Annotated in this window: 28 protein-coding genes; 7 read left to right on the top strand and 21 right to left on the bottom strand. The window is 34.3% G+C overall.

What is annotated here, in order from left to right; genetic code table 11:
• Nucleotides 1-5: 5 nt before the first annotated feature.
• Both H8R22_RS06835 and H8R22_RS06830 read left to right on the top strand, forming a co-directional pair.
• Nucleotides 6-656, top strand: coding sequence for an NUDIX hydrolase (locus H8R22_RS06835; protein WP_187009711.1), 651 nt, complete (start codon nucleotides 6-8; stop codon nucleotides 654-656).
• Between the two features lie 114 nt (nucleotides 657-770).
• Nucleotides 771-1580 carry a lysophospholipid acyltransferase family protein gene (locus H8R22_RS06830; RefSeq protein ID WP_187009710.1) on the top strand — a complete coding sequence of 270 codons (810 nt, stop codon included), beginning with the start codon at nucleotides 771-773 and terminating at the stop codon, nucleotides 1578-1580.
• Nucleotides 1581-1658: 78 nt separating this feature from the next.
• Here H8R22_RS06830 and H8R22_RS06825 read toward each other — a convergent pair whose 3' ends face one another.
• Both H8R22_RS06825 and H8R22_RS06820 read right to left on the bottom strand, forming a co-directional pair.
• Entirely contained in the window at nucleotides 1659-2291 is a 633-nt protein-coding gene (locus H8R22_RS06825) for a hypothetical protein (RefSeq protein ID WP_187009709.1), read from the bottom strand.
• Between the two features lie 5 nt (nucleotides 2292-2296).
• Nucleotides 2297-2791, bottom strand: coding sequence for an RNA polymerase sigma factor (locus H8R22_RS06820; RefSeq protein ID WP_187009708.1), 495 nt, complete (start codon nucleotides 2789-2791; stop codon nucleotides 2297-2299).
• 318 nt (nucleotides 2792-3109) lie between these two features.
• Between H8R22_RS06820 and H8R22_RS06815 the strand changes: the two genes are divergently transcribed.
• A complete protein-coding gene (locus H8R22_RS06815; protein ID WP_187009707.1) occupies nucleotides 3110-4414 on the top strand; it encodes an NAD(P)/FAD-dependent oxidoreductase in 1305 nt (434 codons plus the stop codon).
• 97 nt (nucleotides 4415-4511) lie between these two features.
• Here H8R22_RS06815 and H8R22_RS06810 read toward each other — a convergent pair whose 3' ends face one another.
• From H8R22_RS06810 to H8R22_RS06755, 12 genes are all read right to left on the bottom strand, one after another.
• The gene (locus H8R22_RS06810) at nucleotides 4512-5573 is read right to left on the bottom strand and encodes a DUF3810 domain-containing protein (protein ID WP_187009706.1); all 1062 of its coding nucleotides are present in this window, start codon (nucleotides 5571-5573) and stop codon (nucleotides 4512-4514) included.
• A 98-nt stretch (nucleotides 5574-5671) separates the two neighbouring features.
• Entirely contained in the window at nucleotides 5672-6208 is a 537-nt protein-coding gene (locus H8R22_RS06805; protein ID WP_187009705.1) for a YfiT family bacillithiol transferase, read from the bottom strand.
• 338 nt (nucleotides 6209-6546) lie between these two features.
• On the bottom strand, nucleotides 6547-7095 hold the full coding sequence (locus H8R22_RS06800) for a porin family protein (protein WP_187009704.1): 549 nt from the start codon (nucleotides 7093-7095) through the stop codon (nucleotides 6547-6549).
• A 651-nt stretch (nucleotides 7096-7746) separates the two neighbouring features.
• Nucleotides 7747-8061 carry a hypothetical protein gene (locus tag H8R22_RS06795; RefSeq protein WP_187009703.1) on the bottom strand — a complete coding sequence of 105 codons (315 nt, stop codon included), beginning with the start codon at nucleotides 8059-8061 and terminating at the stop codon, nucleotides 7747-7749.
• A gap of 712 nt (nucleotides 8062-8773) precedes the next feature.
• Nucleotides 8774-9055, bottom strand: a complete 282-nt coding sequence (locus tag H8R22_RS06790) for a PIN domain-containing protein (RefSeq protein WP_187009702.1) — start codon at nucleotides 9053-9055, stop codon at nucleotides 8774-8776.
• 238 nt (nucleotides 9056-9293) lie between these two features.
• On the bottom strand, nucleotides 9294-10133 hold the full coding sequence (locus tag H8R22_RS06785) for a carboxylesterase family protein (RefSeq protein WP_187009701.1): 840 nt from the start codon (nucleotides 10131-10133) through the stop codon (nucleotides 9294-9296).
• A gap of 151 nt (nucleotides 10134-10284) precedes the next feature.
• Entirely contained in the window at nucleotides 10285-10740 is a 456-nt protein-coding gene (locus tag H8R22_RS06780) for a hypothetical protein (RefSeq protein WP_187010182.1), read from the bottom strand.
• Between the two features lie 170 nt (nucleotides 10741-10910).
• Nucleotides 10911-11990, bottom strand: a complete 1080-nt coding sequence (locus tag H8R22_RS06775; protein ID WP_187009700.1) for a hypothetical protein — start codon at nucleotides 11988-11990, stop codon at nucleotides 10911-10913.
• Nucleotides 11987-12508: a DUF4365 domain-containing protein gene (locus H8R22_RS06770; RefSeq protein WP_187009699.1), complete on the bottom strand. Its 522-nt coding sequence runs from the start codon at nucleotides 12506-12508 to the stop codon at nucleotides 11987-11989. The genes H8R22_RS06775 and H8R22_RS06770 overlap by 4 nt, the downstream gene beginning before the upstream one ends.
• A 306-nt stretch (nucleotides 12509-12814) precedes the next feature.
• Entirely contained in the window at nucleotides 12815-13372 is a 558-nt protein-coding gene (locus tag H8R22_RS06765) for a hypothetical protein (protein WP_187009698.1), read from the bottom strand.
• A gap of 147 nt (nucleotides 13373-13519) precedes the next feature.
• Nucleotides 13520-14104: a hypothetical protein gene (locus H8R22_RS06760; RefSeq protein ID WP_187009697.1), complete on the bottom strand. Its 585-nt coding sequence runs from the start codon at nucleotides 14102-14104 to the stop codon at nucleotides 13520-13522.
• A 175-nt stretch (nucleotides 14105-14279) separates the two neighbouring features.
• A complete protein-coding gene (locus tag H8R22_RS06755; RefSeq protein WP_187009696.1) occupies nucleotides 14280-15500 on the bottom strand; it encodes a hypothetical protein in 1221 nt (406 codons plus the stop codon).
• A gap of 286 nt (nucleotides 15501-15786) precedes the next feature.
• Between H8R22_RS06755 and H8R22_RS06750 the strand changes: the two genes are divergently transcribed.
• Nucleotides 15787-17250, top strand: coding sequence for an aminoacyl-histidine dipeptidase (locus H8R22_RS06750; protein ID WP_187009695.1), 1464 nt, complete (start codon nucleotides 15787-15789; stop codon nucleotides 17248-17250).
• A gap of 89 nt (nucleotides 17251-17339) precedes the next feature.
• On the opposite strand, the gene trxA is transcribed toward H8R22_RS06750, so the two are convergent.
• The 6 genes from trxA to H8R22_RS06720 all read right to left on the bottom strand — a co-directional run bounded on the left by trxA (nucleotide 17340) and on the right by H8R22_RS06720 (nucleotide 22105).
• On the bottom strand, nucleotides 17340-17645 hold the full coding sequence (trxA, locus tag H8R22_RS06745; protein WP_187009694.1) for a thioredoxin: 306 nt from the start codon (nucleotides 17643-17645) through the stop codon (nucleotides 17340-17342).
• Nucleotides 17638-17844 carry a hypothetical protein gene (locus tag H8R22_RS06740; protein ID WP_187009693.1) on the bottom strand — a complete coding sequence of 69 codons (207 nt, stop codon included), beginning with the start codon at nucleotides 17842-17844 and terminating at the stop codon, nucleotides 17638-17640. Before H8R22_RS06740 ends, trxA begins: the two co-directional genes overlap by 8 nt.
• Nucleotide 17845: 1 nt before the next feature.
• Complete coding sequence (locus tag H8R22_RS06735; protein WP_187009692.1) at nucleotides 17846-18676, bottom strand: methyltransferase domain-containing protein; 831 nt, start codon at nucleotides 18674-18676, stop codon at nucleotides 17846-17848.
• 33 nt (nucleotides 18677-18709) lie between these two features.
• The gene (locus tag H8R22_RS06730; RefSeq protein WP_187009691.1) at nucleotides 18710-20122 is read right to left on the bottom strand and encodes an MBL fold metallo-hydrolase; all 1413 of its coding nucleotides are present in this window, start codon (nucleotides 20120-20122) and stop codon (nucleotides 18710-18712) included.
• Between the two features lie 335 nt (nucleotides 20123-20457).
• On the bottom strand, nucleotides 20458-21498 hold the full coding sequence (locus H8R22_RS06725; protein WP_187009690.1) for an RluA family pseudouridine synthase: 1041 nt from the start codon (nucleotides 21496-21498) through the stop codon (nucleotides 20458-20460).
• A complete protein-coding gene (locus H8R22_RS06720; protein WP_187009689.1) occupies nucleotides 21488-22105 on the bottom strand; it encodes a PASTA domain-containing protein in 618 nt (205 codons plus the stop codon). Before H8R22_RS06720 ends, H8R22_RS06725 begins: the two co-directional genes overlap by 11 nt.
• A gap of 197 nt (nucleotides 22106-22302) precedes the next feature.
• On the opposite strand from H8R22_RS06720, the gene H8R22_RS06715 reads away from it, so the two are divergent.
• The 3 genes from H8R22_RS06715 to H8R22_RS06705 all read left to right on the top strand — a co-directional run bounded on the left by H8R22_RS06715 (nucleotide 22303) and on the right by H8R22_RS06705 (nucleotide 24468).
• Complete coding sequence (locus H8R22_RS06715) at nucleotides 22303-23271, top strand: D-alanine--D-alanine ligase (RefSeq protein WP_187009688.1); 969 nt, start codon at nucleotides 22303-22305, stop codon at nucleotides 23269-23271.
• Nucleotides 23272-23334: 63 nt separating this feature from the next.
• Entirely contained in the window at nucleotides 23335-23790 is a 456-nt protein-coding gene (gene coaD / locus H8R22_RS06710; RefSeq protein ID WP_187009687.1) for a pantetheine-phosphate adenylyltransferase, read from the top strand.
• A gap of 99 nt (nucleotides 23791-23889) precedes the next feature.
• Nucleotides 23890-24468, top strand: coding sequence for a PhnA domain-containing protein (locus H8R22_RS06705; protein ID WP_187009686.1), 579 nt, complete (start codon nucleotides 23890-23892; stop codon nucleotides 24466-24468).
• A gap of 268 nt (nucleotides 24469-24736) precedes the next feature.
• Here the strand turns inward: H8R22_RS06705 and H8R22_RS06700 are convergent, their stop codons facing one another.
• A complete protein-coding gene (locus H8R22_RS06700; protein ID WP_187009685.1) occupies nucleotides 24737-26083 on the bottom strand; it encodes a DEAD/DEAH box helicase in 1347 nt (448 codons plus the stop codon).
• Between the last annotated feature and the right edge of the window lie 56 nt (nucleotides 26084-26139).

Below are 26139 nucleotides of genomic sequence, written 5' to 3'. Positions count from 1 at the left end.
TGATTATGGATTTCCAATATTTTTTAGAACATGTTGCCTATTTAGCTGAAGCACAACTTCCAGCTATGAAGGCACACGCTATTATGGCGCCTATTGAAAGATTAGAAACATTACAAAATCCAATAAATGTTATAAATACCCCTAGAACAGCCGCAGTATTGATGCTGTTGTATCCCAAGAAGGGAGAAACGCATTTAGTTCTAATAGTTCGAAACGCTTACGAGGGAGTACATTCTGCACAAGTTGCCTTTCCAGGAGGTAAGTATGAAGATACTGATAGTGACTTTGCTTATACAGCCCTACGCGAAACACAAGAGGAGGTAGGAGTGAACCCGCAAGAAGTAGAACTAATAAAACCGTTTACGCCTATGTACATACCGCCAAGCAATTTTATGGTGCACCCCTTTTTAGGCTTTGCTAAACAAGAATTAAGGTTTGTTCCTGATCCTTCTGAAGTTGCTCGTATTATAGAATTACCGTTAGCTGTTTTCTTAGATGAGTCTATCGTTATTGAGACGCGATTGGCGACTTCATATGCAAAAGAAATAAGTGTTCCTGCTTTCAATATTGAGGAGACCATCGTATGGGGAGCAACAGCGATGATGTTAAGTGAATTAAAAGAAGTACTAAAATCCGTTTTTGAGTATAAAACATAAAAAACAGTTCTTTTGTTAATCTTTTGTTGTTAAAACAGTTCATAAACAACAAATAATTAACTTTAAAAATATTTTGTATGTTTGCGATCCAAAAATGATAAATTAAAAAATTTTATGGGATTATTTAAAAGAAATCCTTTTGGCCATATTCTCTTCTTAAAGAAATGGTTAATTCGACTATTTGGAGCTATCACGCATAGGCGCTATCGTGGCTTCAATGAATTACAAATAGAAGGGTCTGATATTATTAAAAATTTACCAGAGACTAATGTGCTATTTATATCTAATCATCAAACATACTTTGCTGATGTGGTCGCTATGTTTCATGTTTTCAACGCAAGTCTAAGTGGTCGTGAGGACTCTATAAAAAACGTGGGTTACCTATGGCAGCCTAAAATGAATATATATTATGTCGCCGCCAAAGAAACAATGACGGCAGGACTCTTGCCTAGAATTATGGCTTATGCGGGCGCAATCACTGTCGAACGAACTTGGCGTGCCAAAGGTATTGATGTCGCCGAAAAGAGAGACGTGAACCCCAATGATACAGAGAATATAAAAATAGCCTTAAAAGATGGCTGGGTAATAACGTTTCCGCAAGGAACCACTAAGTCCTTTAAGCCTGTTCGCAAGGGTACTGCGCATATCATAAAAGATCACAGACCTATTGTTGTTCCTATAGTGATTGATGGCTTTAGGCGTTCGTTTGATAAAAAGGGATTACGAATGAAAAAGAAAGGGATTTTACAATCCTTTATCATAAAAGAGCCACTTGACATTGATTATGATAATGACTCTATCGAGGAAATTGTCGAAAAAGTAGAGTATGCCATTGAGCAACACCCTTCCTTCTTAAAGGTGATTCCTCTAGAAGAAATTGAGGAGCAAGAAAAACTAAATAAATTCCGTAAATGGGAATATTAATTCCAATTACAAGAAACAAAAAACCCGATAACTCAACTACGTTATCGGGTTTTTTTAAACACAAATTGAAGGTAAACACTACAAGTCTATTTTCTTCAATTCCTTGTAATTAGCTAGTAATCGTCGTAATAAGGTTCCGTAAAGCAATCTATAAAAAAGCCAAAATGTACCAAAAATTAGTAAGGTTATTAAAACTAGTAAACTAATCGTAATGGCGATTGCACCGTTATTAGTGGCGATTTTTTCTTGTAAAATGTCAATTTCTGGGCTAAATGAAAACGCAATTATAAAACCTACAATCATACTATAAGCAATCATGATCAGGTTATAATATACATAGTATTGCACCGTTTTTCGGGTTCTTAGAATATCTCTCATTAATTGTTTAGTCGAGGCGATGGTCGATATTCTTACATAATTTTTATAAAATAAGTATATAAACACTAGTGTGATAATATATCCTGAGATATTCATAACTCTAAAAACGAGTTCTAAACTCGATTTACTTATTTTTTCTAAGTAATCGTCACTATTAAACGCTAAACCAAGCGCAGACCACAAACCAACCTCGATAATACTGATGATTAAAATCCACTTCACAATCGAAGACGATTTTTTATGAATCATTTTATAGAGTTCAAGTTCTGATATCTGTTCAAAGGAATCCGTATTCTTCTTCCAGTCTTTTTTTAGTAAATCCAGCTCTTCCATATTCCTTAAGGATTTAGTATTTTTTTTAATTTCCCTTTTATTCTGTTCATCTTCACTCGCGCATTCACTTCACTAATCCCTAGTGTTTCGGCTATCTCATGATAATCTTTGTCTTCTAGATACATAAAAACTAATGCTTTTTCAATATCGTTAAGTTGATAAACCGCTTTGTACATTAATTTTATTCGTTCTTCCTCTTCGTAGTTGTAATCAACATCCTTTATAAAATGTTGTCCTCCTTCGTACTCTACAGTTGCAATTGTTCGCTTGCTTTTGCGGTACAAAGTAATGGCAGTGTTCAAGGCAACACGATAAGCCCAAGTAGAAAATTTGCTATCGCCTCTAAATTTTGGAAAGGCTTTCCATAGCTGAATCGTAATTTCTTGAAACAAATCCTTATGTGCATCCTCACCGTCAGTATATAACCTACAAATCTTGTGGATTATATTCTGATTGTCTTTTAGTTGCTGTACAAACGATTGCTCTAGATTATCACTCATATATACGTTAGTGTGGGTATGAAAGTTTTTGTTACAAATAAAGCTTTTTTTTTGAAGCACGAGCAGCTAATTTAGCTCATGCATTGTCCCGCTCTCCATTGCAATCTCCCACAAGATTACCTCGTTCCTCGCAAACCTGTCGGGAGGATTTTCATTGCGATCGGGGCTAGATTATAAAACTACTATTTCAATTCCCGCGGGGAACTGCAGTTCTAAAATGATTATCATCTTCAATTGCATTCAAATTTTATTTTTTACTACCGTAAACAGTAGATAACTTGTATATTTGATTTTACACAATCAGTAATCCTACGATCCATGAATATTCCTCAGTCAAAAAATCCACGTATAGTAATCATAGGAGGTGGCTTCGCCGGAATCGCATTAGCAAAACAGCTCAAAAACAAAGGGGTGCAAGTAGTACTTTTAGACCAACACAACTACCATAATTTTCAGCCCTTATTGTATCAAGTAGCTACTGGCGGTCTCGAAGCAGGTTCTATCGCTTATCCCATTCGTAAGGTGATTCAGGAATACGATGATTTTTATTTTAGACTGACGTCGGTTCAGGAAATTGATACTACTAACAAGAAAATCATTGCCGAAATTGGCGAACTTACCTATGATTATCTCGTTATAGCAACTGGTTCTAAGACTAATTTTTTTGGCAACAAGGAGATCAAGCGCCATAGCATGTCTATGAAAACTATTCCGCAGGCGCTAAATATCCGTAGCTTTATTCTCGAAAATTTTGAGCAAGCAGTTTTAACTACTGATGTTGTAGAACAAAACAGTTTAATCAACTTTGTACTCGTGGGTGGTGGTCCTACAGGCGTGGAATTGGCTGGGGCTTTGGCCGAAATGAAAAAAGCCATACTTCAAAAAGATTATCCCGATCTCGATATTTCTAGAATGCAAATTAACCTGATTCAAAGCGGAGATCGCATCTTGAATACCATGAGCGAGAAATCATCTGCTGCAGCAGAGCAATTTTTAGTCGATCTAGGAGTTAAAATCTGGAAGAATGTTCGTGTTACTAATTACGATGGACGAACCGTCACGACCAATTCTGATTTGGTTTTTGACACCGCAACGGTGATCTGGACAGCAGGAGTACAAGGTGCTGTAGTAGCAGGATTGAATGCCGATGCTTTAGTGGAACGTGTAGAGCGTATTCGAGTAAATGCATACAATCAAGTAAAAGGCTATGAGGATATTTTTGCTATTGGCGATATCGCTTCGATGGATAGTCTTGATTTTCCTGACGGGCATCCCATGATGGCACAGCCAGCCATGCAACAAGGTACACTTTTAGGTAAAAACATAATTCGTTTAATCGCTAACAAACAGATGGAACCATTTTCCTATAATGACAAAGGTTCCATGGCAACTATTGGTCGAAATAAAGCAGTTGTAGACTTACCTAACTATCATTTTAGCGGTGTTTTTGCCTGGTTCGTTTGGATGTTTGTTCACTTGTTTTCGCTAATAGGTTTCAAGAACAAAGCGGTAGTTTTTCTAAATTGGGTGTACAACTACATTCGTTTTGACCGTGAAGGACGATTAATTATCAGACCATTCAAAAAGCGCAGTTTTACCACTTTCACTACTGATGAAATATAGTTTTGAGCGTAACCCCTTTTAGTAAATACCTGTATTTAAAGAAAGTTTGAAAGTTAAAAAAGAGAAGAAATTCACAAAAAATGAATTTCATCAAAACCTATAATTTTTCTGTTTTATAATAGTTCACCATCAAATCTACAAATTTGCTGTAACTGTTTATGCCTTCAATTTGTTGGTTTATCTTTAAGAAATTGTCATAGAATACGTGGAAACCCTTGTCGATAAAGCTTTCATATTGATCCCAAAAATCATCAGATTCTTTATAATTTTTTAGAATGCCTGGATGAACAGTTTTTAATAATTTTTTAAAAACGATTTCATCTCTCGCTTGCCAGTTGTACAAGCAGTATCGTAAAGCAAAACTATATCCTGAATATTTAAAATACAAATCATCATTTTGTATAGTAGCTAAAAAACCAATAAAATTACACTCACTTTCACTTGCAAAACCTATTTGATGTGCCATTTCATGACAGCTGGTCATAGGTGAACTATAGCGAGGTAATAAGTAGTTCACTTGCGCTTCATTCGTAAACGGATTTAAATACCCACCAAAACCCATGTAAGTGAGTGGTACGCTAAATAATGAGTTTTTCACACTTAGACCGTGGTATTCAAAAAAAGGGTGATGTTTTGCTAGATTTTGATATCCTACTATATTTTTATCCCACTCTTGTTCTGAGGTATACGGAAAAACAACGGCTAGACTGTCATTATTTGTAAGCTGTAGCTGGACTGCATTTGTTTTGAGAATTAATTGTTGAGTGAATGCTAGTAAATCAGCATCGCTGTATTCTTTTTCGATTTTTAATTTTTCAAAAAGAGGTTGGCGGTAATAATTAAGCGCCCAAAAAAAGTGAAAGAAAAAATAAAATACCGATACAAAACCGATAAGCTGCAGACTGTTATTTTTCCAATTTGTTTTCCACGATTTCCGACTAATCCAAAACCAGCGTACTAGTAACACAATCAAAATCAAATACAAACAATCGCCAACAGAGAATGGAATAGCACCCAAAGCCATTCGGGAAAATCGCGAAAGGTACGGAAACAAACCTGTGCTGTAATATTGTTCAACTGCCTCCGGAAAGTACGCGATGATCTTTAAAAAAAGAATTTGAACTACTAGAAAAAGGGATAAAAAATATTTTGATTTCACTAATCGATGGTTTATGTAAGTTGCAGTTGTCCTAACTGGTAAATGTAATTTCTTTTAATTCTTACGAGTAGACTAAATAGAGTGAATATAAATTGTTTTTATTTCCAGTTGTTTCTTCGTTTTGTGGATGTAATATGTGCCAAATGATGATTTGAATGCCAAGCATACATTCCTATGTATTCGTCTAGTCTGATTTTATTTTCATGATCGGGATGAATAAATTTGCAATTGTATTGCTCCTCCGTTAAGTTTTTGAGTGCTACTGTCCATCTTTCATGAATGCCTTCAATCATTTGCAGTGAAGGGGCAATAGACATGGTTTTAGCATCTGCTAGTTCTGCCCATTTACTTTCATCAAAAGGCTTTATAGTAGGTTCATTCTCCGTTATGGCTAGTTTTAAGCGAATAAAACTATTCATATGGCTGTCTGCGCAATGGTGAACGACCTGCCTAATTGTCCAACCATCTGGGCGATAAGGCGTGTCTAATTGTTCCTCAGTTAATAATTGGACTTCGTTTGCTAATCGTGCGGGAAAAGTAGCAATAGCCTCAATCCATCCCGCTATCTGCGCAGTTGTAATCGTTGTTGGTGTTTCAAATTTACCAATGGGATATCTTAAATCTTCTGAAGTCATTTTCTTTTTATTTTGGTTATCTCAATTTTTGTTATGCAGTGCGCTAAATTTACTTTTTATAATATTTTTAAAAGTAAAACTTTTTTTAAAATTAGACTGTATTACAAAGGCAAATAGCTCCTTCAATTTTAATTTTTATTTGATGGGAAGTTAGAAATACGGCGTATTTTATATTTTCAATTTACACTTAAGTAAATTAAAGATAGAGTTTAGTTGCTTGTATTTCTCTCCTTCACTTTTTGATCCCATCATTTGTGCTGCTTATGCTCGCAGCTTTTGCTTTAAAATCAAAAGTCCCAAGCATTAACTTGGGACTTGAAAACAAGAATATGTATATTTTATAAAAAGAAATAACCTACTGATAATTGTACAACAGCGTTTTTATTGGTCGTATTTGCAACGCTACTAATGTTAGACAATCCTAAATTATATCTAGCACTAAAATTAAGGCCGTTCTCAAGTTTGTAACCTAGACCGGCATTAACTCCAAAATCAATTTTTTTAAATAAATTTTTCACATCGGCATTGTCCGTTTTTGCAGAAAGTAAAAATCCAACTTGTGGACCTGCCTCAAGGCTCAGTCCTTTTGTTACATAATATTTTCCCATCAATGGAACGTTAAGATAATTTAGGGCTGCTATATCATTCCCAAAACTGTAACCTTGACCTGAAAATAATATTTCGGGTTGGAATGAGATTTTTTCCGAAAGCGGAATTTCAGCTACAGCACCCAAATTAAAAGCAGTTACAGTATCGTAAACATCTGAATTTTCTCCCCTAACTGAGGCAAAGTTTAAACCTGCTTTAGCACCAAATTTAATCTCTTGTGCATTACCACTAACGAATCCTAAAACTGCAAGTACAGCTACCAATAAAATTTTTTTCATAAAATTAAAATTTAAGTTATTTTGTACAAATGAATGCTATTTTGAAATACCAAAATTATTTTTTATACAATTTAACTTACTTTTAACCGACTTTAACATTACTTTTCGATGCGGCGTTATTTAGCGGGTTGAGTGAGGTAGTTTTCGTTTTTTTTTAAGAGTATCAATTACTATGGTTCTTGTTGTAAACGCTAACTGACACTGCTCTTGAAGTAGTTAAATGATAACAAATTAATGGAGAGGTTTGTTTATATAGTTCTTTAGAATAAATCCAATAGGAATTTGCGTGCTATAGAATTAAAAGAAATTTTAGCAGGTAGCTATTTTATTTAGTGCTTCGCCAGTTCGAGCGAAGCTCTTGGGTCTTACAATCATACAGATGCTGGTGGCTGCCATAAGCAGACCACATATAGGAGTGTGAGCTTTAAGAGTATAAAAACATAAATTATGAAGTAAAAGAGAAAAGAACTCCCTGCATCTTTGAAAAATGTAAAATAACTTTTTCAGTCCTAAGCCTTCGGCGGACAAAAAGTTAGTTTCCAACTTTTCCAACAAGCCGCTGGAGCGGAATTTTATACTCGAAAAATAACCTAAATATAACCCTCTCAAAAGTTGTTGATAACTAAAAGATGCTTTACAAAGGAACAGTTGTTATGTGCTGGCTTCCTCACTTTGTTTTTCCAAGTATAATAGTCCAAAAATTATGATTCCAAGTAATGGGTAAAAAAGACTTGATATACAAGCTAATATTACATAATTCAGTTTCTCTTTTTGGAAATCTGTAATCAAAAAGACAATCGTTAAAAGTCTAACTAAATAGTCTCCGTATTCTTGGATATCTCCAATATTCCGAAAAACTTCTGGATTAAATATATCAAAAACAAGAGCCCAAGGCGCAAATAATAATGAATTTAAAATCATTATTGCGATATATTTATTTAGTTTGTTGAGTAATCTACTTTTCATTTTTCAGGTATTTTTTTTGATCAAAAGCTATGAATAGGAAAAACGCGACGCCAATTATATTTGAAAAAAAAGTCAGAATTAATACTAAACTTGATTTCAGATTTAAACATTTCATTTCTTTGGCGATGACAAATACTAATAACACATTCAATAAATATCTAATTCCAGTTCTTAGATATCCTACTCCGATGTTTAGGTGTTGACCATTTGCTTTTTCAAAAGATAATAAATTCGGAAATATGTAGGCTATAATTTCGGATGATAAGTATGCAAATACATAAATAGCTATCAATATTTTCGAGTATTTTCTAATTAGTTTTTCCACTACTTTTTTAAAATTTTATCGGTTTTGCAACCAGCTTGCACATAACGTCAGTCTGTGAAAAAACTTCCGTTTATTTCTTTCAAATATACTCTATCTTTCTAAAATAAAAGGCAGAAAAGTTGTATGTTTAAAAATGCAACACATCACAGGAATACCTCGCAATCAAATAATTTTTTCGAGTTTAGAAGACCTGATTTCTCTAAAAAATCCCGTTCGTTTTGTAGATGCTTTTTCGACGCCTTATTATTAGTGGCTATAGGACTTAAGTTTCAAAACTTTAGAGACGAAGGTCGTCCAAGTTTTGACTGAACGAAAACGCGAATTGAAAACGATAATGCCACTATAGTCTTATGTATTATGTAACTGCTGTTAGGTAGCATACTTTTCTTAATCTTTCAGAATCTTTAATATTTCTGCCGAATAATCATCACTTTCTGAGTATGTTAAATGCAAATCAAAAGCTTCATTCAAGACTTCTTTGATGATTTTAGATAACTGCTTTTTGGTAATACTTTTTTCTGGAAAGCCGTATTCTATTTCGAGATTAAAAATAATATCGTTAACTTCTGTTTCATAGTCATTTAAGCCAATTATATTTTTTTCAGCAGTTCCCAAGGGATTCCACTTTTTTAAGATTGCTTTAAATTCTTCGATTTTATCTTGGTTCATTTTGGTTTTCAGATATTTCTATTTAGTATTATGATTTTTATTATCCACCTTTCTTACGTTTGTACAAGAATGTACTTTTAGGATTTGCACCTTGTGGTAGTGTGCCACATAACGTTATTCTACTTCTAGATAGCTGGAAGTTCGTAACCTTTCAATTTTCTGCATAACGAAAAATTGACGCGAAACGCTAATTCTACTAAATTTCAGCTAGCGCAAAATGGCTTTTAGCCGGAGTTTTTTATTTATGTTTCTCAAATAACCATTTAGGAATTTCTTCGGTTATTAAAAAAGGAATGACAATATTATTATGATTTAGGTTACTAAAAGTTGTTAAAGTTAAATTTTTATTTAAGAATAATTTATTAAACAACTCAAGACTTCCCATATATGGATTTTCGTCATCTTTTTCCCCATGAATAAGCCATATGTTTTTATTGCTTATTTTTTTAAGATTTGAAAAATCAGGAATGGCTGCAACAGAAACAATAGCTGCAAATTTGTTTGGCGAAATATTCAGTAAGTTTTGTGCAGTTGAGGCTCCCATAGAATAACCAATTAAGTAAATCCTATTTTTATCAATGTTTGGATATTCTTCTTCAATATTTTTAATTAAGTCCAGTAAGGCAAAAACATCTTCTGAAGGTTTTGAAATTTGAATGCCATCAATATTTTGTTCATAATTTGATGAGCGCTTGCTGAATTGTGGAGCAATTACATAACATTGATATTTATTATAAATTTCTGGTCTTAACCAAATTTTTGCAAAGGGTTCAAGTTGATTTTCATTATCATTTCCAATTCTGGTAGAGTTGTGGAAGGTTATTACTAGAGGATATTTTTGGTTACTACTATTATTTTTAGGCTTTAGAAGCCGATAAGGAATTTGTATGTTTTTTTTAGTAAATGTTTTTTTTACATAAAAATCAGTATTTAAGTTGTTTACAGAATTTCTGTTATTTACAAAAGTTAAACTATCAACGGTCGTTTCTCGGAATTCTTTCGTTTGTGCAAAAGTGAAATTCGCAATTAAAATTAAAAATATTATTGTTAGAATTTCTGTTATATTTCTTTTAGACATACTGTTTTTCTAAAATTACGGTTAAGGTTATGCCACTTTGAGATGGCTGGAAGTTTGTAGCAGCGTAATTTTCGGCTTAATGAAAACTTGATGCGAAAAGGTAATTAAACTAAATTCCAGCTAGTTTAAAAGAGCTATTGCGAACTTTGTTTTAAAGTACTCTTTTTTCGCTTATTGCTTTTTTATCAAATCGACTACCAATTAATAAACCAGTAGCCAACCCAATTGGTATTCCTAATGCAGGACCTAAAGCAATGTTGCCAATTGCCACAGCAAAAGGCAATCCAAAACACAATCCCATACTAATTCCTAAAGCTAAGTATTGGCGAGTATAGTGCTTTTTTTTAACCAAATTAAATTTCTGTTTAACGGCAGTTTTTAAATTACTTATTTTGTTTAAATGTTGCGATTTATAATCTAATTTCTTTTCGTTAGTTTTGATTGGCATTTCATTTATAACTGACTCAATTGTAGTTTGAAGTGCTGGTTCAATAATTAAATTATCATTCTCTATCTTAGAAAGTAAATTTTTTAAATAGTCGATTTGTAAGTTTTGTTTTTCCTGATCAGCATAATTTGCAGTTTTATTTTGTAAAATAATATTCAATTCTTTAATCCAGTTTATCATTTTTTTTACTTTTTTTGTTCGCTACTTTTTTATAGTTTTTGGTGATTCTGAATTTGTTAAACCTACTTTTTTCGCTAAATGAAAACTTATTGAGAAACGGTAATTCCACTAAATTCCAGCTAGCTCAAAATGGCTGTTAGTGGCTGGGCTTATTCTTCTATTTTGAACTTTGTTATTTCTATAAAACGCGCTTTAGTTTTAGTTTTTTTAGCAAGTCCAGTAATTGTAATGTTTTGTTTCATTTTATGAGCTTCAATTGCGTCTTTATACAGTTCGCTGTCTAAATTTGCTGAAACTATTATTGCCATATTATCATAAATTCCAGTAAATACAACACTGTTTTTAAGTCCGTCAGGATCTTTTGATTTAAGACTAACTATTTTTCCAGTAAATGTAAACTCACCAACTTCATATGAATGTGATTCAATTTGTTCAACAAATTGTGTTAATTTAAAAATTTTTTGTTTAGTAATATTTAAATTCTCAATTGTATTACTACTCGTAATATTGTGAAAAGTAAAATCTACATTTTTCAGATTAGATCTATCAAAAAAAGTTTCTATATCCTTGAAAAGTTTGATATTTATTATTGCCTCATTTTCTATTAAATATTCTTCTGACACCTGTACATCTCCTTCCAAAATATTTAGACTAACAAAACTTAAAACCTCTGAAAGTTTGTTATTTATTTCTTGTGAAAATATTTCTTCACGATCAAAAAGCTCACTGTCTTTAATAAGTTCTTTAGAAGGAAGTTGAATTTTCGCAATAAAACTTCCTTTTTCAGTTTGCATGAAGTTGCATAAATTTAAATATTTTGCAACTTCTTCAGGAACTCTAGTAGATGTAACACTTTTGTCTATGACAAAACTGGCGGTATCTCTTAATATTGAACGTATGCTATCAACTACATCATCGAATCTAGTTAAAGAAATTTTACCATCAACTGTTTTTTCATCGTGAATTCTAATTTTTAGTACAGTTGATTCATTTTTTAGTAAAACATTTAAATCTTCAATAGTTAGAGAATAAAACTCACTAACAATTTCTAAAATATTATTGATAAAAATACTTGAATCAATTTTATCAAGTAAAGTTGGGATATGAAGTCGAAAATTTTCTGGTAAATTAAATTGTTCGGGAGGAAACAGCTCAATAAACTGATGATTTTGACTAGATATTAGCCAATCTCTATTAGTAAGAAATGATATTATATTGTCATTGATCATGGGTAAAATTGTTGATGTAGTTCATTAAAGCAATCAATTCCCAAAATATTTCCTTTTGGAATTTCAATTCTTATTCTATGTTCATTTGTAGTTTGAGCTGATCCTGTTGGTGGAATGTACCAATATGCATGTTTTTTTAGTTTTATTTCATTGATATCAACTTCTACCCAAGTATTTTGATCAATTGGTAAAACAAATAAAATCAGTATTAAAGGTGCAACTCCATTTGATTGTCTTTCTATTAAATCATTATAGGATTTAACTTCTAAATCATATTTTATTGAGTTAACATCATAAACAATCGAATTATCTGTTGTTGCTTTTAATTGGATGTCTATGTAACGACTATCATAATTCCATCTTGATTTACCTGCCGGAGTTGTATATTGGTAAGTTTTTTTTAAAGTATAGTCAATTCCTAAATCAATTTCGCCTTTATCTATAACAAAACCTTTATTCGTCGCTAATATTCCAATAAAACGATTTGATAACTGTTCTTTTATTTGTTCTATCGTCATATTATTGTGTTGTTGTTTAACATTTGGTGTAGCCTTGCCACCAACTCGTTTATAACTTCAAATATACATCACTTTTTAGTTTATTTTGACTGTATACTAAGTTTTTTCTTTCTTTTTATACTCGTACGTTCATACAGTTGTTTGTGTGAGGGATAACAGTAAGCTACCGTACTAGTGCGAATAGTACAACAGCACTAAACTTGATACGAAGCATAAAGCTTCATTTAATCACTGAACCCGTTTTTTTTGCCAAACGCCTGTTAGTACGTGCCGTTCTGTTCATCGCTGCTATTTCTATTCTATTTGTTAAAATATATCTTTGTCTTTGCCGTCAATTTTATGATTTACTTTCTGTCCCATACTTGAAGTTACATAACCTGCTACTGTTTCTTCTTTTCTTTGTCCGTTTGATAAGTAGTCAAGATATATTGAACAGTCGCCTGTGATTGTTACCCAAATTGTTTTACTTTCTCCAATTTCTAATTTGTCAATGTGTCCACCGCCACATCCAACAATTTTTATATCCGTTATATCAATTCCTGTGTCGTTTGTAAATGTAATTCTCATTGTTCCGAGTAAAATTAAGACCACCCAACAATATGCTAGCATTATTGGTACATTAATCAGCATAAGTCCTGAAGTCGTTAAAAGTCTTTTTCGGTTTTCTTTGTCTTTGTTGGTTCTTACTAAAATTGGAATTAAAACGCCTAAGTTTATTATTCCTGTCAACGCTATACATACATATCCAAAGAAAAGAAGTTCAAACGCAGAAGTCAGAAAGTAAAATCCGAAAATACCTGTTCCAAACAAGAATGAAATTAATGCTGTTTGTCGTCCTGTTTTTATGTGTCGTTCTGTCGTCATACGCTCGGTGATAACGTTATGCCACTTCGCTATGTTGCGAACTTCGTGATCGATTATTTTCTATTAAAGATAAAATTTCTTGCGAAACGTAAACGTGAATTTACCATAAAACTCGCAATATTGCTAAATGGCGGTAAACAGTAGAATTTATTTTTTAAATTGTTGTTTATCAATTAATTCATATTCTTCACCATTTTGAAGTTGTATTTGAACTAATCCAAGCTTTTTGCTCCAAATGAAATTTTTTATTTTGAAATCTGGAAGATTATTAAAATCTTGAAAATTGTTAAAAACATGGCATTTCTGAATTCCAAAATTCTTTAAAAATATTGTGGTGTCTTTCAAAGTTTCACCATTAAACTCTATGTCATATATTCTAATTACGGGCAAACTCAATCCAATTTCTTTTACATGTTGAATTAAATAATTTGAATCACTCATTTTTCCATTATGTGAATATTTATAATCTATAAAGTATGCTTCAGGATCCACATTAGATACTGAAGGGTTGCAATTTCCAGTGGGTAGGTTATGGGTGTTTTCTAAAATAAATATCGTGTCTCTTTTAAGTGAATCCAAATTGGATTGAAATATTTCAATGTTGCCTTTTTTGTATGGAGTTATCCAATATTTTTCATTTTCGGTAAAATAGATTTTTTTACAACTAAAATCGCACGCTGAAAATAAAATAAGGAAGAATACAGAAATACAGAATGTGAATGTTTTATACATATTTTTTTATTCGATGCTCTCGCGAGATTTTACTTTTAACGTTTGACCGCTTGGCGAGGTTGCGAACTTCGTAACCGATTATTTTCCGTAAAAGATAAAATTTCTTACGAAACGTGAACGTGAATTTACTACAAAATTCGCAATCTTGCCAAACGGCGGTTAGTGGCTGTTTTTTCTATTTACAATACTGTTCTTTCGCATTTAAAACCATTTCTACAGTATCGCCTAGAGAAATTGCTTTTTCCAAATCACTACATATTTTCTGTTTTTCACTTTCTGAAATTTCTGCTTTCTTTTTCGAAGCCAAAACAGTTACTTCACTATTCTTCATTAATTCTCTGTCACCACCAAACTCATATTTTCTAATTCTTGCAAACGCTCTGTTTGCAATTGCAAAAGTCATATATGGCTCGATAGTTAATGCTTTATCAAAATCAACAATTGCTTCGTCAAATTGCATTTCGTTTAGTTTCAATGTTCCTCTTGAAAAATATGCTTCAGCATATTCGCTATCCAATTCTAATACTTTGTTACAATATTTAATTGCTGATTTTCTATCGCCGTTTTGGTTACTTTCATTGCTCTTTTTCATTAATTGAATAATTTTTTCAAGCCTTTTGTCAGGAATTATTTTACCATTTTCTCCTAATTCAACCGATAAAATTTTTCCTGTAGAATAGTAAACTGTACTTTCTCCATCAACTATTCCGTTTTTAAAATTTGTTTTTTGTTTAATTTGTCCATTTGGAAAATACATTTCCCAAACGCCATCTTCTTTGCCATTTATAAAAATCCCTTTTTGTTTTAAAGTTCCATCTTCATAAAATTCTTTTTCTAAACCATCAGAAATGGCATTTTTATAATTTCTTTCTACAGATAATTTACCGTTGTGGAAGTACATTTTGCGCATCCCTTCAAGTTTTCCATTTTTCATTATTCCATCTCCTTGAATTTTTCCGCTATAATAATAATCAATAAATTTTCCGTTATAAATTTCATTATTGAAATACCAAATGCCGTTCTTTCTTTCCATTTGTTTAGCAGAAGGAATTTGTTTTATATCCTCTGGTCTTTTTCTGTATTCTTTTGTATAAATGAAAATTGCACCGTCAAATTTTTCAAAACCAAGAGTTTTTAAACTGTCTTTGTTTTTGATAATATTCATATCTGCAATATCACTTTCGGTTATTTCGTTACCTTTTTCTGGGTCTTCACGAACAGTAATTTTGTCAACTATATAAACAATATTTTCAGACTTGTTTTGTCCAAAACTTTTTATTGATAAAAGTAAAATTCCTATTGTAAAAAATAATATTTTGTTCATTTTCTTCTTGTTTTTCGGTAGTTCGCGTAAAATAGCCACTAACTCATCAATACCATCAAATATACGCCACATTTTGGTTTATTTCGCTTCTGTACTAAGTTTTTTCTTTCTTTTCACGATCGTGAATTTATGTTGTTGTTTGCGTGAGGGATAGTAGCAAGCTACCATAGTAGCGCGAATAGCCCGACAGCAATCTAGAAAGGGCTTTTTATTTACAACTAGTAGTAAGCCCTTTTTAGATTGCTGGCACGCCCTACTAATTATGCTTTTTTTGCGGATTTAATAGTTTCTTGGGGCTATAAGCTGTTTAAACTTTGTAACTTTGGGTTTTATTAAATTTTAAGTCAAAAATCGATATATGAGTCAAGAAATAAGAAATCTAGAACCAAAAGAACTTTGGAATAAATTTGCTGATTTGAATGCCGTACCACGTCCTTCTAAGAAGGAAGATCGTGTGATTGCTTTTATGAAAAACTTTGGGGAAAGCCTAGGTTTAGAAACGTTTGAAGATGAGATTCGCAATGTAATCATCCGTAAACCGGCAACGGCTGGAATGGAAAACCGCAAGCCTATTGTGATGCAAGGGCATCTGGATATGGTACATCAAAAAAACGGAGATACGACCTTTGATTTTGATACCCAAGGGATCGATATGTATGTTGATGCTGACTGGGTACGCGCTCTCGGTACGACGCTTGGTGCGGATAATGGTTTAGGTGTAGCGGCTATTATGGCGGTTTTAGAAAGCAAAACGATTGCGCATCCTGCTATTGAGGCTTTGTTTACCATCGATGAAGAAACGGGAATGACGGGTGCTTTGAACCTGAAAGGCGGAATCCTGCAAGGGGAGATTCTATTGAATTTAGATACCGAGGAGGATGACGAAATTGATATTGGTTGCGCCGGTGGAATTGATGTGACAGCTTCGGCTGAGTTTGATGAAGAGGATACACCTGATGGATCTGTAGGATATAAAATTACGGTTAAAGGATTAAGTGGTGGTCACTCAGGAATGGATATCCATAAAGGTCTTGGAAATGCGAATAAAATCATGAACCGCTTATTGTTTGACGGTTTTGATAATTTTGGGTTGCAAATTGCCTCGATTCACGGTGGTAGCTTACGCAATGCGATTCCGAGAGAAAGTGTGGCGAAAGTAATTATCGCTTCGGTTTATGATGAAGCTTTTGTTTTTGATATGCAGCAAATTGTAAACGAAATCAAAACCGAGTTTAAAACTACTGAGCCGAAACTAGAAGTCGTTTTTGAAAAACTAGAAACGGTACCTGCGAAGGTAATGCCATCGATCGCTCAGTTTTATTTTGTTCGTGCGATGTACACGGCGCACAATGGGGTGTATCGCATGAGTGCCGACTTTGATAACCTAGTAGAAACGTCTAACAATATCGCTAAAGTAATTTTGGAGGATGGCAAACTAACAGTGCAATGTTTAACACGTTCGTCAGTAGAGACGTCTAAATTTGATTTGGCTAACGCCTTGCGTTCGGCATTTGAATTGATGGGTTGTGAGGTAGAGTTTTCAGGAGCCTATCCTGGTTGGACTCCTAACGCGCAATCGGAAATTTTAGATGTTCTTGTGCCAATATACGAGAAACAAAACGGAGATAAACCAAGAGTAGTAGCCTGTCACGCGGGTCTTGAATGTGGAATTTTAGGAACGAATTATCCAGATATGGATATGATCTCTTTTGGCCCTACGATTCATGGAGCGCATTCTCCAGATGAGAGAGCGAGTATTAGTTCGTCTCAGAAATTCTGGAAATTTTTAATTGAAATTTTAGCAAATATTCCTGTAAAATAATAGGTAGTTACGCTGTAAATAAAAAAACCCTCGTTTAGTGATAAACGAGGGTTTTTAATTTTAGTGCTGTGGTATTGTAAATGGTGGTATTATTTATTGCTTTTTTCTAAAATGGTTTTGATGATCTCCCCTTTATCCAAAACGCCAGATTGTCTCCATAATTGCTTTCCATTTTGGAATAAAATCATGGTAGGTACACCACGCACTTGGTACTGAGCAGCAATTTGTTGGTTTTTGTCTACATCAATTTTAATGATGGAAACGCCATCTCCCATTTGATCTTTTACATCTTTTAGGATCGGGCCCAACATTTTACATGGTCCGCACCAAGTAGCGAAAAAATCGATTAAAACGGGTTTTTCAGATTGTATTAGGGTTTCAAAAGAGCTATTCATTTTTACTTTTTTTAAGGGTTGGAACTTCGCATCCGTTCAAACGGCAGCCCGTGTTAAAAACAGATTGGAAGATAAAAAATGCGGCTACTGCACCAGCCACTATTTCGCGGTGCTGTATCGCTTGTTGCATGAAAAAAAGACCGATTACGAGTCGGATCCAGCGCATGCTATGCCAATTGGTAAAAAGTATTTGTTTCATATTACTGCTTTTTTATTTTATATTTTTCGTCGTAGGAAACTAGGGCTTGCAGTTGTGTTAATGGTATTTCAGAGGTACTAACTAATACTACTTCCGAAAAATCAGTACTCATACTTACATTTTTAACTTCTTCTATATTCATAAAGGCCGTGCTAACCGTATTCATGCAACCGTTACAAGTGATTCCTTCAAATTCATATAGAGAAACCAATAGATCACTATTTTTTTTAAATTCAATGAACAATTCTGATCCTGCTCTTGGGGCGATTGAATTCGTAGCTATTTCTATTTGTTGCAAATGAAATGCCTGTTGAAATAGTTTTTCGTACTCCTCTTTGCTTCCCCCAAAAGGCGGACTCACTTCAAAAGTACGATTAAACAGGAGTCCGGCTAAAAGTCCGTTCTTGGCTAACAGTTGGTGCATTTTCCAAACATATTTTTGACGTAGGCTAGGAGGTAAGGCACAAAAAAAAGTTTGCTCAATAATTAAATCATATTGTCCTTTATGTTCGAAAAAATCACCACAAATAATTGTAATGTTAGGATTGTTTCCAAATTTAGTTTGCAAACCAGCCACTAACGTAGGTGCAATATCAATCACGCTAACATTTGTAAAACCTTGTTCTAGTAGATATTCCGCTTCATAGGTATTTCCACAACCAGGAATTAAAATGGCAATGTTTTTATCAGATACAGTATCGACATAGGATTTTAGGGGAGGTGAAACCTGCCCTAAATCCCAGCCTGTGGTATTATGTTGGTATTGTGTATCCCAATATTCTAGGTCTAAAGGCCTATCACAAGAAACCACACAACATTGATCCGTACTCATATATTTTTCTTTTTTTCTTAAATTCAGTACGTATTAAAGCACTTTACTTTGACAAACAAAATCTGTTTTAGGAATTGTTGTTTCAGTGATGGCATTAAAACCACCTGCTACTTCTTTGAAATTTCTAAACCCACGTGCTTGCAATATAGATGCCGCCATCATGCTACGGTATCCTCCTTGACAATGCAAGAAGAAAGGTTCTTTTGGATCAATATCTTTAATCCAATCGTTGATATTAGATAATGGTCTGCTGTAGGCTTCATCAACGTGCTCTGCTGAGTATTCACTTTCTTTACGAACATCAACCACCTTGCTTTCTCCTATTTTCACTTCTTTTGCAAAAGTTTCGGCAGTAATTCTGTTGACCATATCGGTTTCTTTATTCGCTTTTTCCCAAGCTTCAAATCCACCTTCTAAGTGACCTACTAAATTATCAAAACCTACACGGCTTAGTCTAGTAACTGATTCTTCTTCTTGACCTAATTCGGTAACCAAAATAATAGGTTGTTTCACATCAGCGATTAGTGCACCTACCCAAGGAGCAAAGTCACCATCAATCCCAATGTTAATAGATTGCGGAATAAATCCTTTAGCAAAAACGCCATTTTTACGTGTATCTAATATCAAAGCGCCCGTGTTTTCTACGATTGCCTCAAAGTCAGTAACGTTTATTGCTTGCATTCCGTTATTCAATACTGATTCAAAACTATCATACCCTTTTTTGTTCATCGCTACATTCATCCCAAAGTAGGCAGGAGGAGGTAGTAAGCCATCGGTAACTTCTTTTACAAATTCCGCTTCCGTCATATTCGCACGTAAAGCGTAATTTTCTTTCTTTTGGTTTCCTATAGTCGATACGGTTTCCTTACTCATGTTTTTACCACAAGCACTACCAGCACCGTGAGCAGGGTAAACGATTACTTCGTCAGGAAGCGTCATGATTTTAGTACGTAAGGATTTGTATAAAGTAGCTGCTAATTGATCTTGAGTCATATCAGCCGCTTTTTGAGCTAAATCAGGTCTTCCCACGTCACCAATAAACAGGGTGTCTCCCGAGAAGATTGCGTGTTCCTTACCCTCTTGATCTAGTAATAAGTAAGTTGTACTCTCCATGGTATGTCCAGGAGTGTGTAACGCTTTTATTTTTATTTTTCCAATTTGAAACTCTTGATTATCGATTGCAATAATTGAATCGAATTCCGGTTTAGCCGTAGGGCCATAAACAATTGGTGCCGCTGTCGCTTTACTTAAATCAATATGTCCTGATACAAAATCAGCATGAAAATGAGTTTCAAAAATGTATTTTAATTGTACGCCATCTCTTTCCAAACGGTCCAAGTACGGTTGTACCTCACGAAGCGGATCTATAATTGCTGCTTCGCCATTAGAAGTGATATAATATGCTCCTTGAGCTAGACATCCAGTATATATTTGTTCGATTTGCATAAGTGTTGTTTTTTATTATAAGTTTAATACAAAGATAGTTCATGTATTTCTATCTCACAGTGACTAATGTTACACAGTGCTATTTCCTTGAAAAAAGTCAAAGAATGTGGTGTGTTTACAAAAAAGAATTGTGCACTGTAGTAAAACAAAGATAAGAATTTTATAAAAGAGAAGCTGTTGCATTTTGTTTCTCTTAACATGTAAGCTAGTTTACATTAACTAAGCATCACTAAAAAGAGTTGCATAGTAACAGTTATGCAGCGGTACAAAAAAAACACCTCTTGAAGTGTCAAGAGGTGTTTTTTAGTATTGTATATTACGCTTAAACGTATTGTTTAATCTTCGTCAGTCATATGTGACTTTGAGTATCCTCTCCATTTTTCGATACAATCCTGAAAATCCTGCGGAAGCTCTGTATCAAAACGCATCATCTCCTTAGTTGTAGGATGAATAAAGCCTAAGGTTTTAGCATGTAGTGCTTGTCTAGGCAACGCTTTAAAGCAATTATCAATAAATTGCTTGTATTTGGTAAAAGTAGTCCCCTTCAAAATTAAATGACCACCATAGCGCTCGTCATTAAATAAAGGATGTCCTATGTGTTTCAAGTGTGCACGAATTTGGTGTGTACGTCCCGTTTCTAATTGGCACGAAATCAAGGTAACGTAACCAAAGCGTTCTAGAACCTGATAATGTGTTATCGCTGGTTTCCCAATTTCAGGATCAGCAAAAACAGCCATTTGCATGCGGTCTTTCAAGTGACGTGCTAGGTTTCCTTCTATCGTTCCTTTTTCTTCTTCTACATTTCCCCATACTAAAGCAATGTATTCCCTTTCGGATGTTTTAGCTTCAAACTGTTTGGCAAGGTGCGTCATTGCCGCTTCTGTTTTGGCAATAACCAGTAAACCCGAAGTGTCCTTATCAATACGGTGTACTAATCCCGGACGTTCACTGCTGTTCATAGGTAAGTTATCAAAGTGGTAGGCTAATGCATGCACTAAGGTTCCTGTATAATTCCCATGTCCAGGGTGTACTACCATTCCCGGTTCCTTATTGATCAATAATAAGGCATCATCTTCATAAATAATATTTAACGGAATGTTCTCCGCAATAATATGATTTTCGTAGGGAGGATGTGTTAACATCACACGTACAACATCAAATGCTTTTACTTTATAGTTCGATTTTACAATCGCATCATTTACAAAAATATTACCTTCTGTAGCGGCATTCTGAATTTTATTTCGGGTTGCATTTTGAATCAATCCCATCAAATATTTGTCAATTCGTAAAGGAGTCTGTCCTTTAGGAACCTCAAATTTAAAATGTTCAAATAATTCTTCTTCTTCTAATTCAACCGGCTCTATATTATTGTTCATCTGGTAATTCTTCTGATGTATTTATTATGCTATCGTTAGCAATGTCTTCTTCATAACTCGCTTTTCCGTCTCCTAAAACCAAATCAATTTTAGACGATTTCAAGACTTTTTCTCCCGCCTTGATGCTTCTGCCTTTGTAGCGCATGTCAAGAACCATGTCTTTTCCTAGATTAGGAATGTAAGTAATAGTACCTTCTTCCAAGCCTAATGCTTTTAAGGTTGGTACCGCCTCACGGTATGTTTTTTCTATTAAATCAGGCACTTTTACGGATGAAAACCCTGAACTATTGATTTTAATATACACCTTACGTCCTTCTTTTACCTTCGCACCTGGCAATGGATCTTGCTGAACCACACTGTATTTAGGATAATCGCTGCGGTAATCTAAACTATCAAGTAAAACATAGGTTAGATCTAACTCGTCTAATTTCTCTTCCACTTGCTCCTCTGTCAATTTGCTCAAATCAGGAACGGTAATTTCGTTTCCGTGATTTGTAGTAAAGGTCAACCAATGCATGAACAGGTATCCTAACACAGCAATAATCGACACGGCAATAAGAAATTGTGTCAAAAACACACGGCTAGTAAGGTATTTACGTAAACTCATAAATTTATTTTTATAATAGGGCAAAGATATAGCTTATTCGTTTCAAAAAAAATGATAATTTTGTTTAAGCTTAGAATAGTAGTTTTTATTCGAAGCTATTCCCGCTATCCGCTTTATTCCCACCAAAAAAAAGGTGGGCGATGCCGCTGCTATCGGGGCTAAAAACGAACTGTTTTCAGAACATATAACTTAAACAAATGAAAAATATTGCCATTATCATGGGCGGTTATTCCAGCGAATACAAAATCTCTCTCATCAGCGGAAACGTAGTCTACAACAATCTCGATAAAAGTAAATACAACGGTTTTCGTATCCATATTTTTGAAGAAAAATGGGTGTATGTAGATGGTAATGATGCCGAATTTCCTATTGATAAAAACGATTTTTCAACTACTGTAAACGGAGAGAAAGTTAATTTTGATTGTGTGTTCAATGCCATTCATGGTACGCCAGGCGAGGACGGACTTATGCAAGCCTATTTTGAATTACTCAAAATTCCGCATACGTCTTGCGGATACTACCAAGCAGCACTTACATTCAATAAACGTGACTTACTGTCTGTTTTAAAACCATACGGAATCAAAACGGCGATATCCTATTACCTAAACAAAGGTGATGTAATAGATACCGCTGAAATTACTGCCAAAGTAGGAATGCCTTGTTTTGTAAAACCGAATAAAGCAGGTTCAAGTTTTGGAATCTCTAAAGTGAAAACCGAAGCCGAATTGCCTATCGCAATCGCAATGGCTTACAAAGAAGATGATGAGATAATAATTGAAAGTTTTCTAGATGGTACTGAGGTTTCTGTTGGTGTAATCAATTACAAAGGCGAAATTGTGGTGTTACCAATCACCGAGATTGTTTCAGAAAATGATTTCTTCGATTACGAAGCAAAATACCAAGGAAAGTCACAAGAAATTACTCCCGCACGCATCTCAGATGAAATGACTAAAAAAGTAGCAGTCATTGCCAAGCGCGCTTACGAGGTTTTAAAAATGAAAGGATTCTCCCGCTCTGAATTCATATTAGTAAACGGAGAACCGCATATGCTGGAGATGAACACTATTCCTGGTTTAACAACCGAGAGTTTGATTCCGCAACAAGCAGCAGCAGCTGGTATCTCTCTGGAGGATTTATTTACTAACGCTATCGAATTATCATTTTAAATTTAAATGCCGCTTTCTGCTTTTACAACAAGGTAAACGCATTAAGTCAAAATACTAAAATAAATGAGAAAAGCCATCTTTCCTGGGTCATTTGATCCTATTACTTTAGGTCACGAGGACATCATTAAAAGAGGAATTTCTTTGTTTGATGAAATTGTAATTGCCATAGGTATCAACGCTGATAAAAAGTATATGTTTCCGCTAAAAGAGCGTAAACGTTTTATTGAGGAGACCTTCAAAAATGAACCTAAAGTAACTGTAATTACTTATGAAGGACTTACCATTGACTTATGTAAAAAAATCGATGCCGATTTTATTTTACGTGGTTTGCGTAATCCTGCCGACTTTGAGTTCGAAAAAGCCATTGCCCATACCAACAGGCATTTGTCTCAAATAGAAACTGTTTTTTTACTTACCGCAGCTCGAACGTCCTATATTAGTTCTAGTATAGTGAGGGACGTTCTTCGTAATGGTGGTGAATACGAAAAATTAGTTCCTAAAGCAGTTCGGATAAAATAAGGCAGGTGTTTTAGTGTACATTTGAGATCAAGAATAAGACAATATCTAAAATAAAGGTAGATAGTATAATTGCGCTATCAACAACAAACAAAACAAAAAATGAGCATAGAAAGAGAGTTGAACAAACGCAGTGGGTCGAAATGTGAATTATGTGGGTCTACAGAAAACCTGAAGGTGTACGAAGTACTACCTACAAAAAAAGGAGGTCTGGACGAAGCAGTAATGACTTGTGCTACTTGTAAAGACCAAATAGAAAATCCTGGAAATGAGGATTTGAATCACTGGAGATGCTTGAATGATAGTATGTGGAATGAGAACAGTGCAGTTCAAGTAGTGGCTTGGAGAATGCTTAGTCGTTTGCGTGGCGCAGGATGGCCAAAGGAATTACTAGACATGATGTACCTTGATGAGGATTTGTTAGCCTATGCACAAGCGACAGGTGAAGGTGAGGATGATGAGAATAAAATTATTCATAGAGACAGTAACGGAGTGATTTTAGAACACGGAGATAGCGTTGTTTTAATAAAAGACTTGAAAGTAAAAGGATCTAGTATGGTTGCAAAGCAAGGTACAGCGGTACGTAACATTCGTTTGGATCATGAAAATGCCGAATATATCGAAGGAAAAGTAGACGGACAAACTATTGTAATCATCACGCAGTACGTTAAGAAAACATAGTTTTTTTAGTGAGAGGTGAGTAGTCGTGAAAAGTGAGAAGTGAAAAGTGAGAAGTGAAAAGTGAAAAGTGAAAAGTGAAAAGTGAAAAGGATTAGGATCTAGTTATCAAGATTATCACTTTCAGTAAAAACATACCTCCATAAATAAAAAAAAACGTTAGCAATAAATTTACTGCTAACGTTTTTTCTGTTTATAGACAACTCGAAAATTGCTTACTTCTCACTTCTCACTACTCACCATTCACTTCTAGTGATTCACTAAAAAAAAACTACTCTTCTTCTTTCTTAATTACTTTTCTAGCGACTTCAATTTTGAATTTCTTGCCTTTCATTTTTTCGTCTCTAATGTTGTGCAATAAGTCTTTTACTTTATTGAATTTAACTGCAGCAAAGGAGATGAAATCTTTTACTTCGATTAAGCCTAGATCGCCTTTTTCTAGTTTTCCTTTCTGAGAAAAGAAACCGACAATATCAATTTTGTTGAGTTTGTTTTTCTTTCCACCACTGATGTAAATCGTTTGGTATAAAGGTGGTTTTGGTAAAACTACGCTAGCTGGAAGTTGGTAAACATCCATACCATAATCAAGGTATTCCATTTTTTTCTCGCTATCGTGCGCAATAACGTAGGCAGTACCTGAGGCCGTCATACGTGCAGTACGACCATTTCTATGCGTGAACTCGTCTTCTTTTAGTGGTAAATGGTAATGAATTACGTGGTTCATCTCAGGAATATCTAGTCCACGAGCTGCTAAATCAGTGGTGATCAAATAGCTCACACTTCCGTTACGAAACTGGATAAGCGCGCGTTCACGTTCGTCTTGATCCATTCCTCCGTGGTAGTAGGTGGCGTAAATTCCTTTTTCGTTTAGTGTATCACTAATGCGCTCAGCAGCATCTCTATGGTTACAAAATACAATGGCAGCTTGCGATTTTAGCGAACAAATTAACTGGAACAAGCTTCCTAGTTTATCTTTTTCCTTAGATACGACTAGTTTTATTGCGAGGTTTGATTCTTCCTCATTCTCTGGGATGAAATCAAGAATCGTAGGGTTTACAACTCTCGTGTATTTCGGGATCTCAATATCTGAGGTAGCCGAAACAAGAATACGTTTGTTCAGTTTTGATAATTTACCAATGATAAAAGACATTTGCTCATGGAAACCCAGTTGCAATGATTTATCAAATTCGTCCAGCACCATAGTTTGAATTTTATCCAATCTAAAAGTGCCACGATCGATATGGTCCGCAATACGTCCTGGAGTTCCAATAAGAACAGCAGGAGGATTGCTTAAGTTTTTAATTTCAGTATCAATAGAGTGTCCACCATAGCATACATTAACTTTATAATCGGTACCCATTTTTTTCCATACTTGTTCAATTTGAAGTCCTAATTCACGTGATGGAACCAGAATTAAACATTGTACCGATAAAATTTCAGGTTGTAATAATTCTAAAATAGGTAATAAAAAGGCTAATGTTTTCCCAGAACCGGTAGGTGATAACAATAAAATATTGTTATCATGTAAGATGGCGTCTTGTGCCCTATCTTGCATTTCGTTTAACTGAGATATACCTAAGTTTTTAAGTATGTTTTGTGGGAGGTGTTTACTATTCATAGCGCAAAGGTAATTAAAAACTTTTCACTTTTTTGGATGGTTTTCGTATGGAGGAT

Origin of the sequence: Flavobacterium kayseriense (assembly GCF_014305095.1) — a bacterium.
Taxonomy (GTDB): domain Bacteria; phylum Bacteroidota; class Bacteroidia; order Flavobacteriales; family Flavobacteriaceae; genus Flavobacterium; species Flavobacterium kayseriense.
The sequence above is the reverse complement of the archived record's forward strand: the minus strand, read 5'-3'. Positions and strand labels throughout refer to the sequence as shown.

Bases quoted from the DNA above. Each gene is read 5' to 3' on its own strand.
- H8R22_RS06820 (WP_187009708.1), bottom strand. From the start codon at position 2,791: ATGAGTGATAATCTAGAGCAATCGTTTGTACAGCAACTAAAAGACAAT.
- H8R22_RS06835 (WP_187009711.1), top strand. From the start codon at position 6: ATGGATTTCCAATATTTTTTAGAACATGTTGCCTATTTAGCTGAAGCA.
- H8R22_RS06705 (WP_187009686.1), top strand. From the start codon at position 23,890: ATGAGCATAGAAAGAGAGTTGAACAAACGCAGTGGGTCGAAATGTGAA.
- H8R22_RS06830 (WP_187009710.1), top strand. From the start codon at position 771: ATGGGATTATTTAAAAGAAATCCTTTTGGCCATATTCTCTTCTTAAAG.
- H8R22_RS06740 (WP_187009693.1), bottom strand. From the start codon at position 17,844: ATGAAACAAATACTTTTTACCAATTGGCATAGCATGCGCTGGATCCGA.
- H8R22_RS06815 (WP_187009707.1), top strand. From the start codon at position 3,110: ATGAATATTCCTCAGTCAAAAAATCCACGTATAGTAATCATAGGAGGT.
- H8R22_RS06700 (WP_187009685.1), bottom strand. From the start codon at position 26,083: ATGAATAGTAAACACCTCCCACAAAACATACTTAAAAACTTAGGTATA.
- H8R22_RS06775 (WP_187009700.1), bottom strand. From the start codon at position 11,990: ATGATCAATGACAATATAATATCATTTCTTACTAATAGAGATTGGCTA.
- H8R22_RS06795 (WP_187009703.1), bottom strand. From the start codon at position 8,061: ATGAAAAGTAGATTACTCAACAAACTAAATAAATATATCGCAATAATG.
- H8R22_RS06730 (WP_187009691.1), bottom strand. From the start codon at position 20,122: ATGCAAATCGAACAAATATATACTGGATGTCTAGCTCAAGGAGCATAT.
- H8R22_RS06750 (WP_187009695.1), top strand. From the start codon at position 15,787: ATGAGTCAAGAAATAAGAAATCTAGAACCAAAAGAACTTTGGAATAAA.
- H8R22_RS06800 (WP_187009704.1), bottom strand. From the start codon at position 7,095: ATGAAAAAAATTTTATTGGTAGCTGTACTTGCAGTTTTAGGATTCGTT.
- H8R22_RS06765 (WP_187009698.1), bottom strand. From the start codon at position 13,372: ATGACGACAGAACGACACATAAAAACAGGACGACAAACAGCATTAATT.
- H8R22_RS06735 (WP_187009692.1), bottom strand. From the start codon at position 18,676: ATGAGTACGGATCAATGTTGTGTGGTTTCTTGTGATAGGCCTTTAGAC.
- trxA (WP_187009694.1), bottom strand. From the start codon at position 17,645: ATGAATAGCTCTTTTGAAACCCTAATACAATCTGAAAAACCCGTTTTA.
- H8R22_RS06785 (WP_187009701.1), bottom strand. From the start codon at position 10,133: ATGTCTAAAAGAAATATAACAGAAATTCTAACAATAATATTTTTAATT.
- H8R22_RS06760 (WP_187009697.1), bottom strand. From the start codon at position 14,104: ATGTATAAAACATTCACATTCTGTATTTCTGTATTCTTCCTTATTTTA.
- H8R22_RS06715 (WP_187009688.1), top strand. From the start codon at position 22,303: ATGAAAAATATTGCCATTATCATGGGCGGTTATTCCAGCGAATACAAA.
- H8R22_RS06720 (WP_187009689.1), bottom strand. From the start codon at position 22,105: ATGAGTTTACGTAAATACCTTACTAGCCGTGTGTTTTTGACACAATTT.
- H8R22_RS06790 (WP_187009702.1), bottom strand. From the start codon at position 9,055: ATGAACCAAGATAAAATCGAAGAATTTAAAGCAATCTTAAAAAAGTGG.
- H8R22_RS06755 (WP_187009696.1), bottom strand. From the start codon at position 15,500: ATGTGGCGTATATTTGATGGTATTGATGAGTTAGTGGCTATTTTACGC.
- H8R22_RS06805 (WP_187009705.1), bottom strand. From the start codon at position 6,208: ATGACTTCAGAAGATTTAAGATATCCCATTGGTAAATTTGAAACACCA.
- H8R22_RS06725 (WP_187009690.1), bottom strand. From the start codon at position 21,498: ATGAACAATAATATAGAGCCGGTTGAATTAGAAGAAGAAGAATTATTT.
- H8R22_RS06825 (WP_187009709.1), bottom strand. From the start codon at position 2,291: ATGGAAGAGCTGGATTTACTAAAAAAAGACTGGAAGAAGAATACGGAT.
- H8R22_RS06770 (WP_187009699.1), bottom strand. From the start codon at position 12,508: ATGACGATAGAACAAATAAAAGAACAGTTATCAAATCGTTTTATTGGA.
- coaD (WP_187009687.1), top strand. From the start codon at position 23,335: ATGAGAAAAGCCATCTTTCCTGGGTCATTTGATCCTATTACTTTAGGT.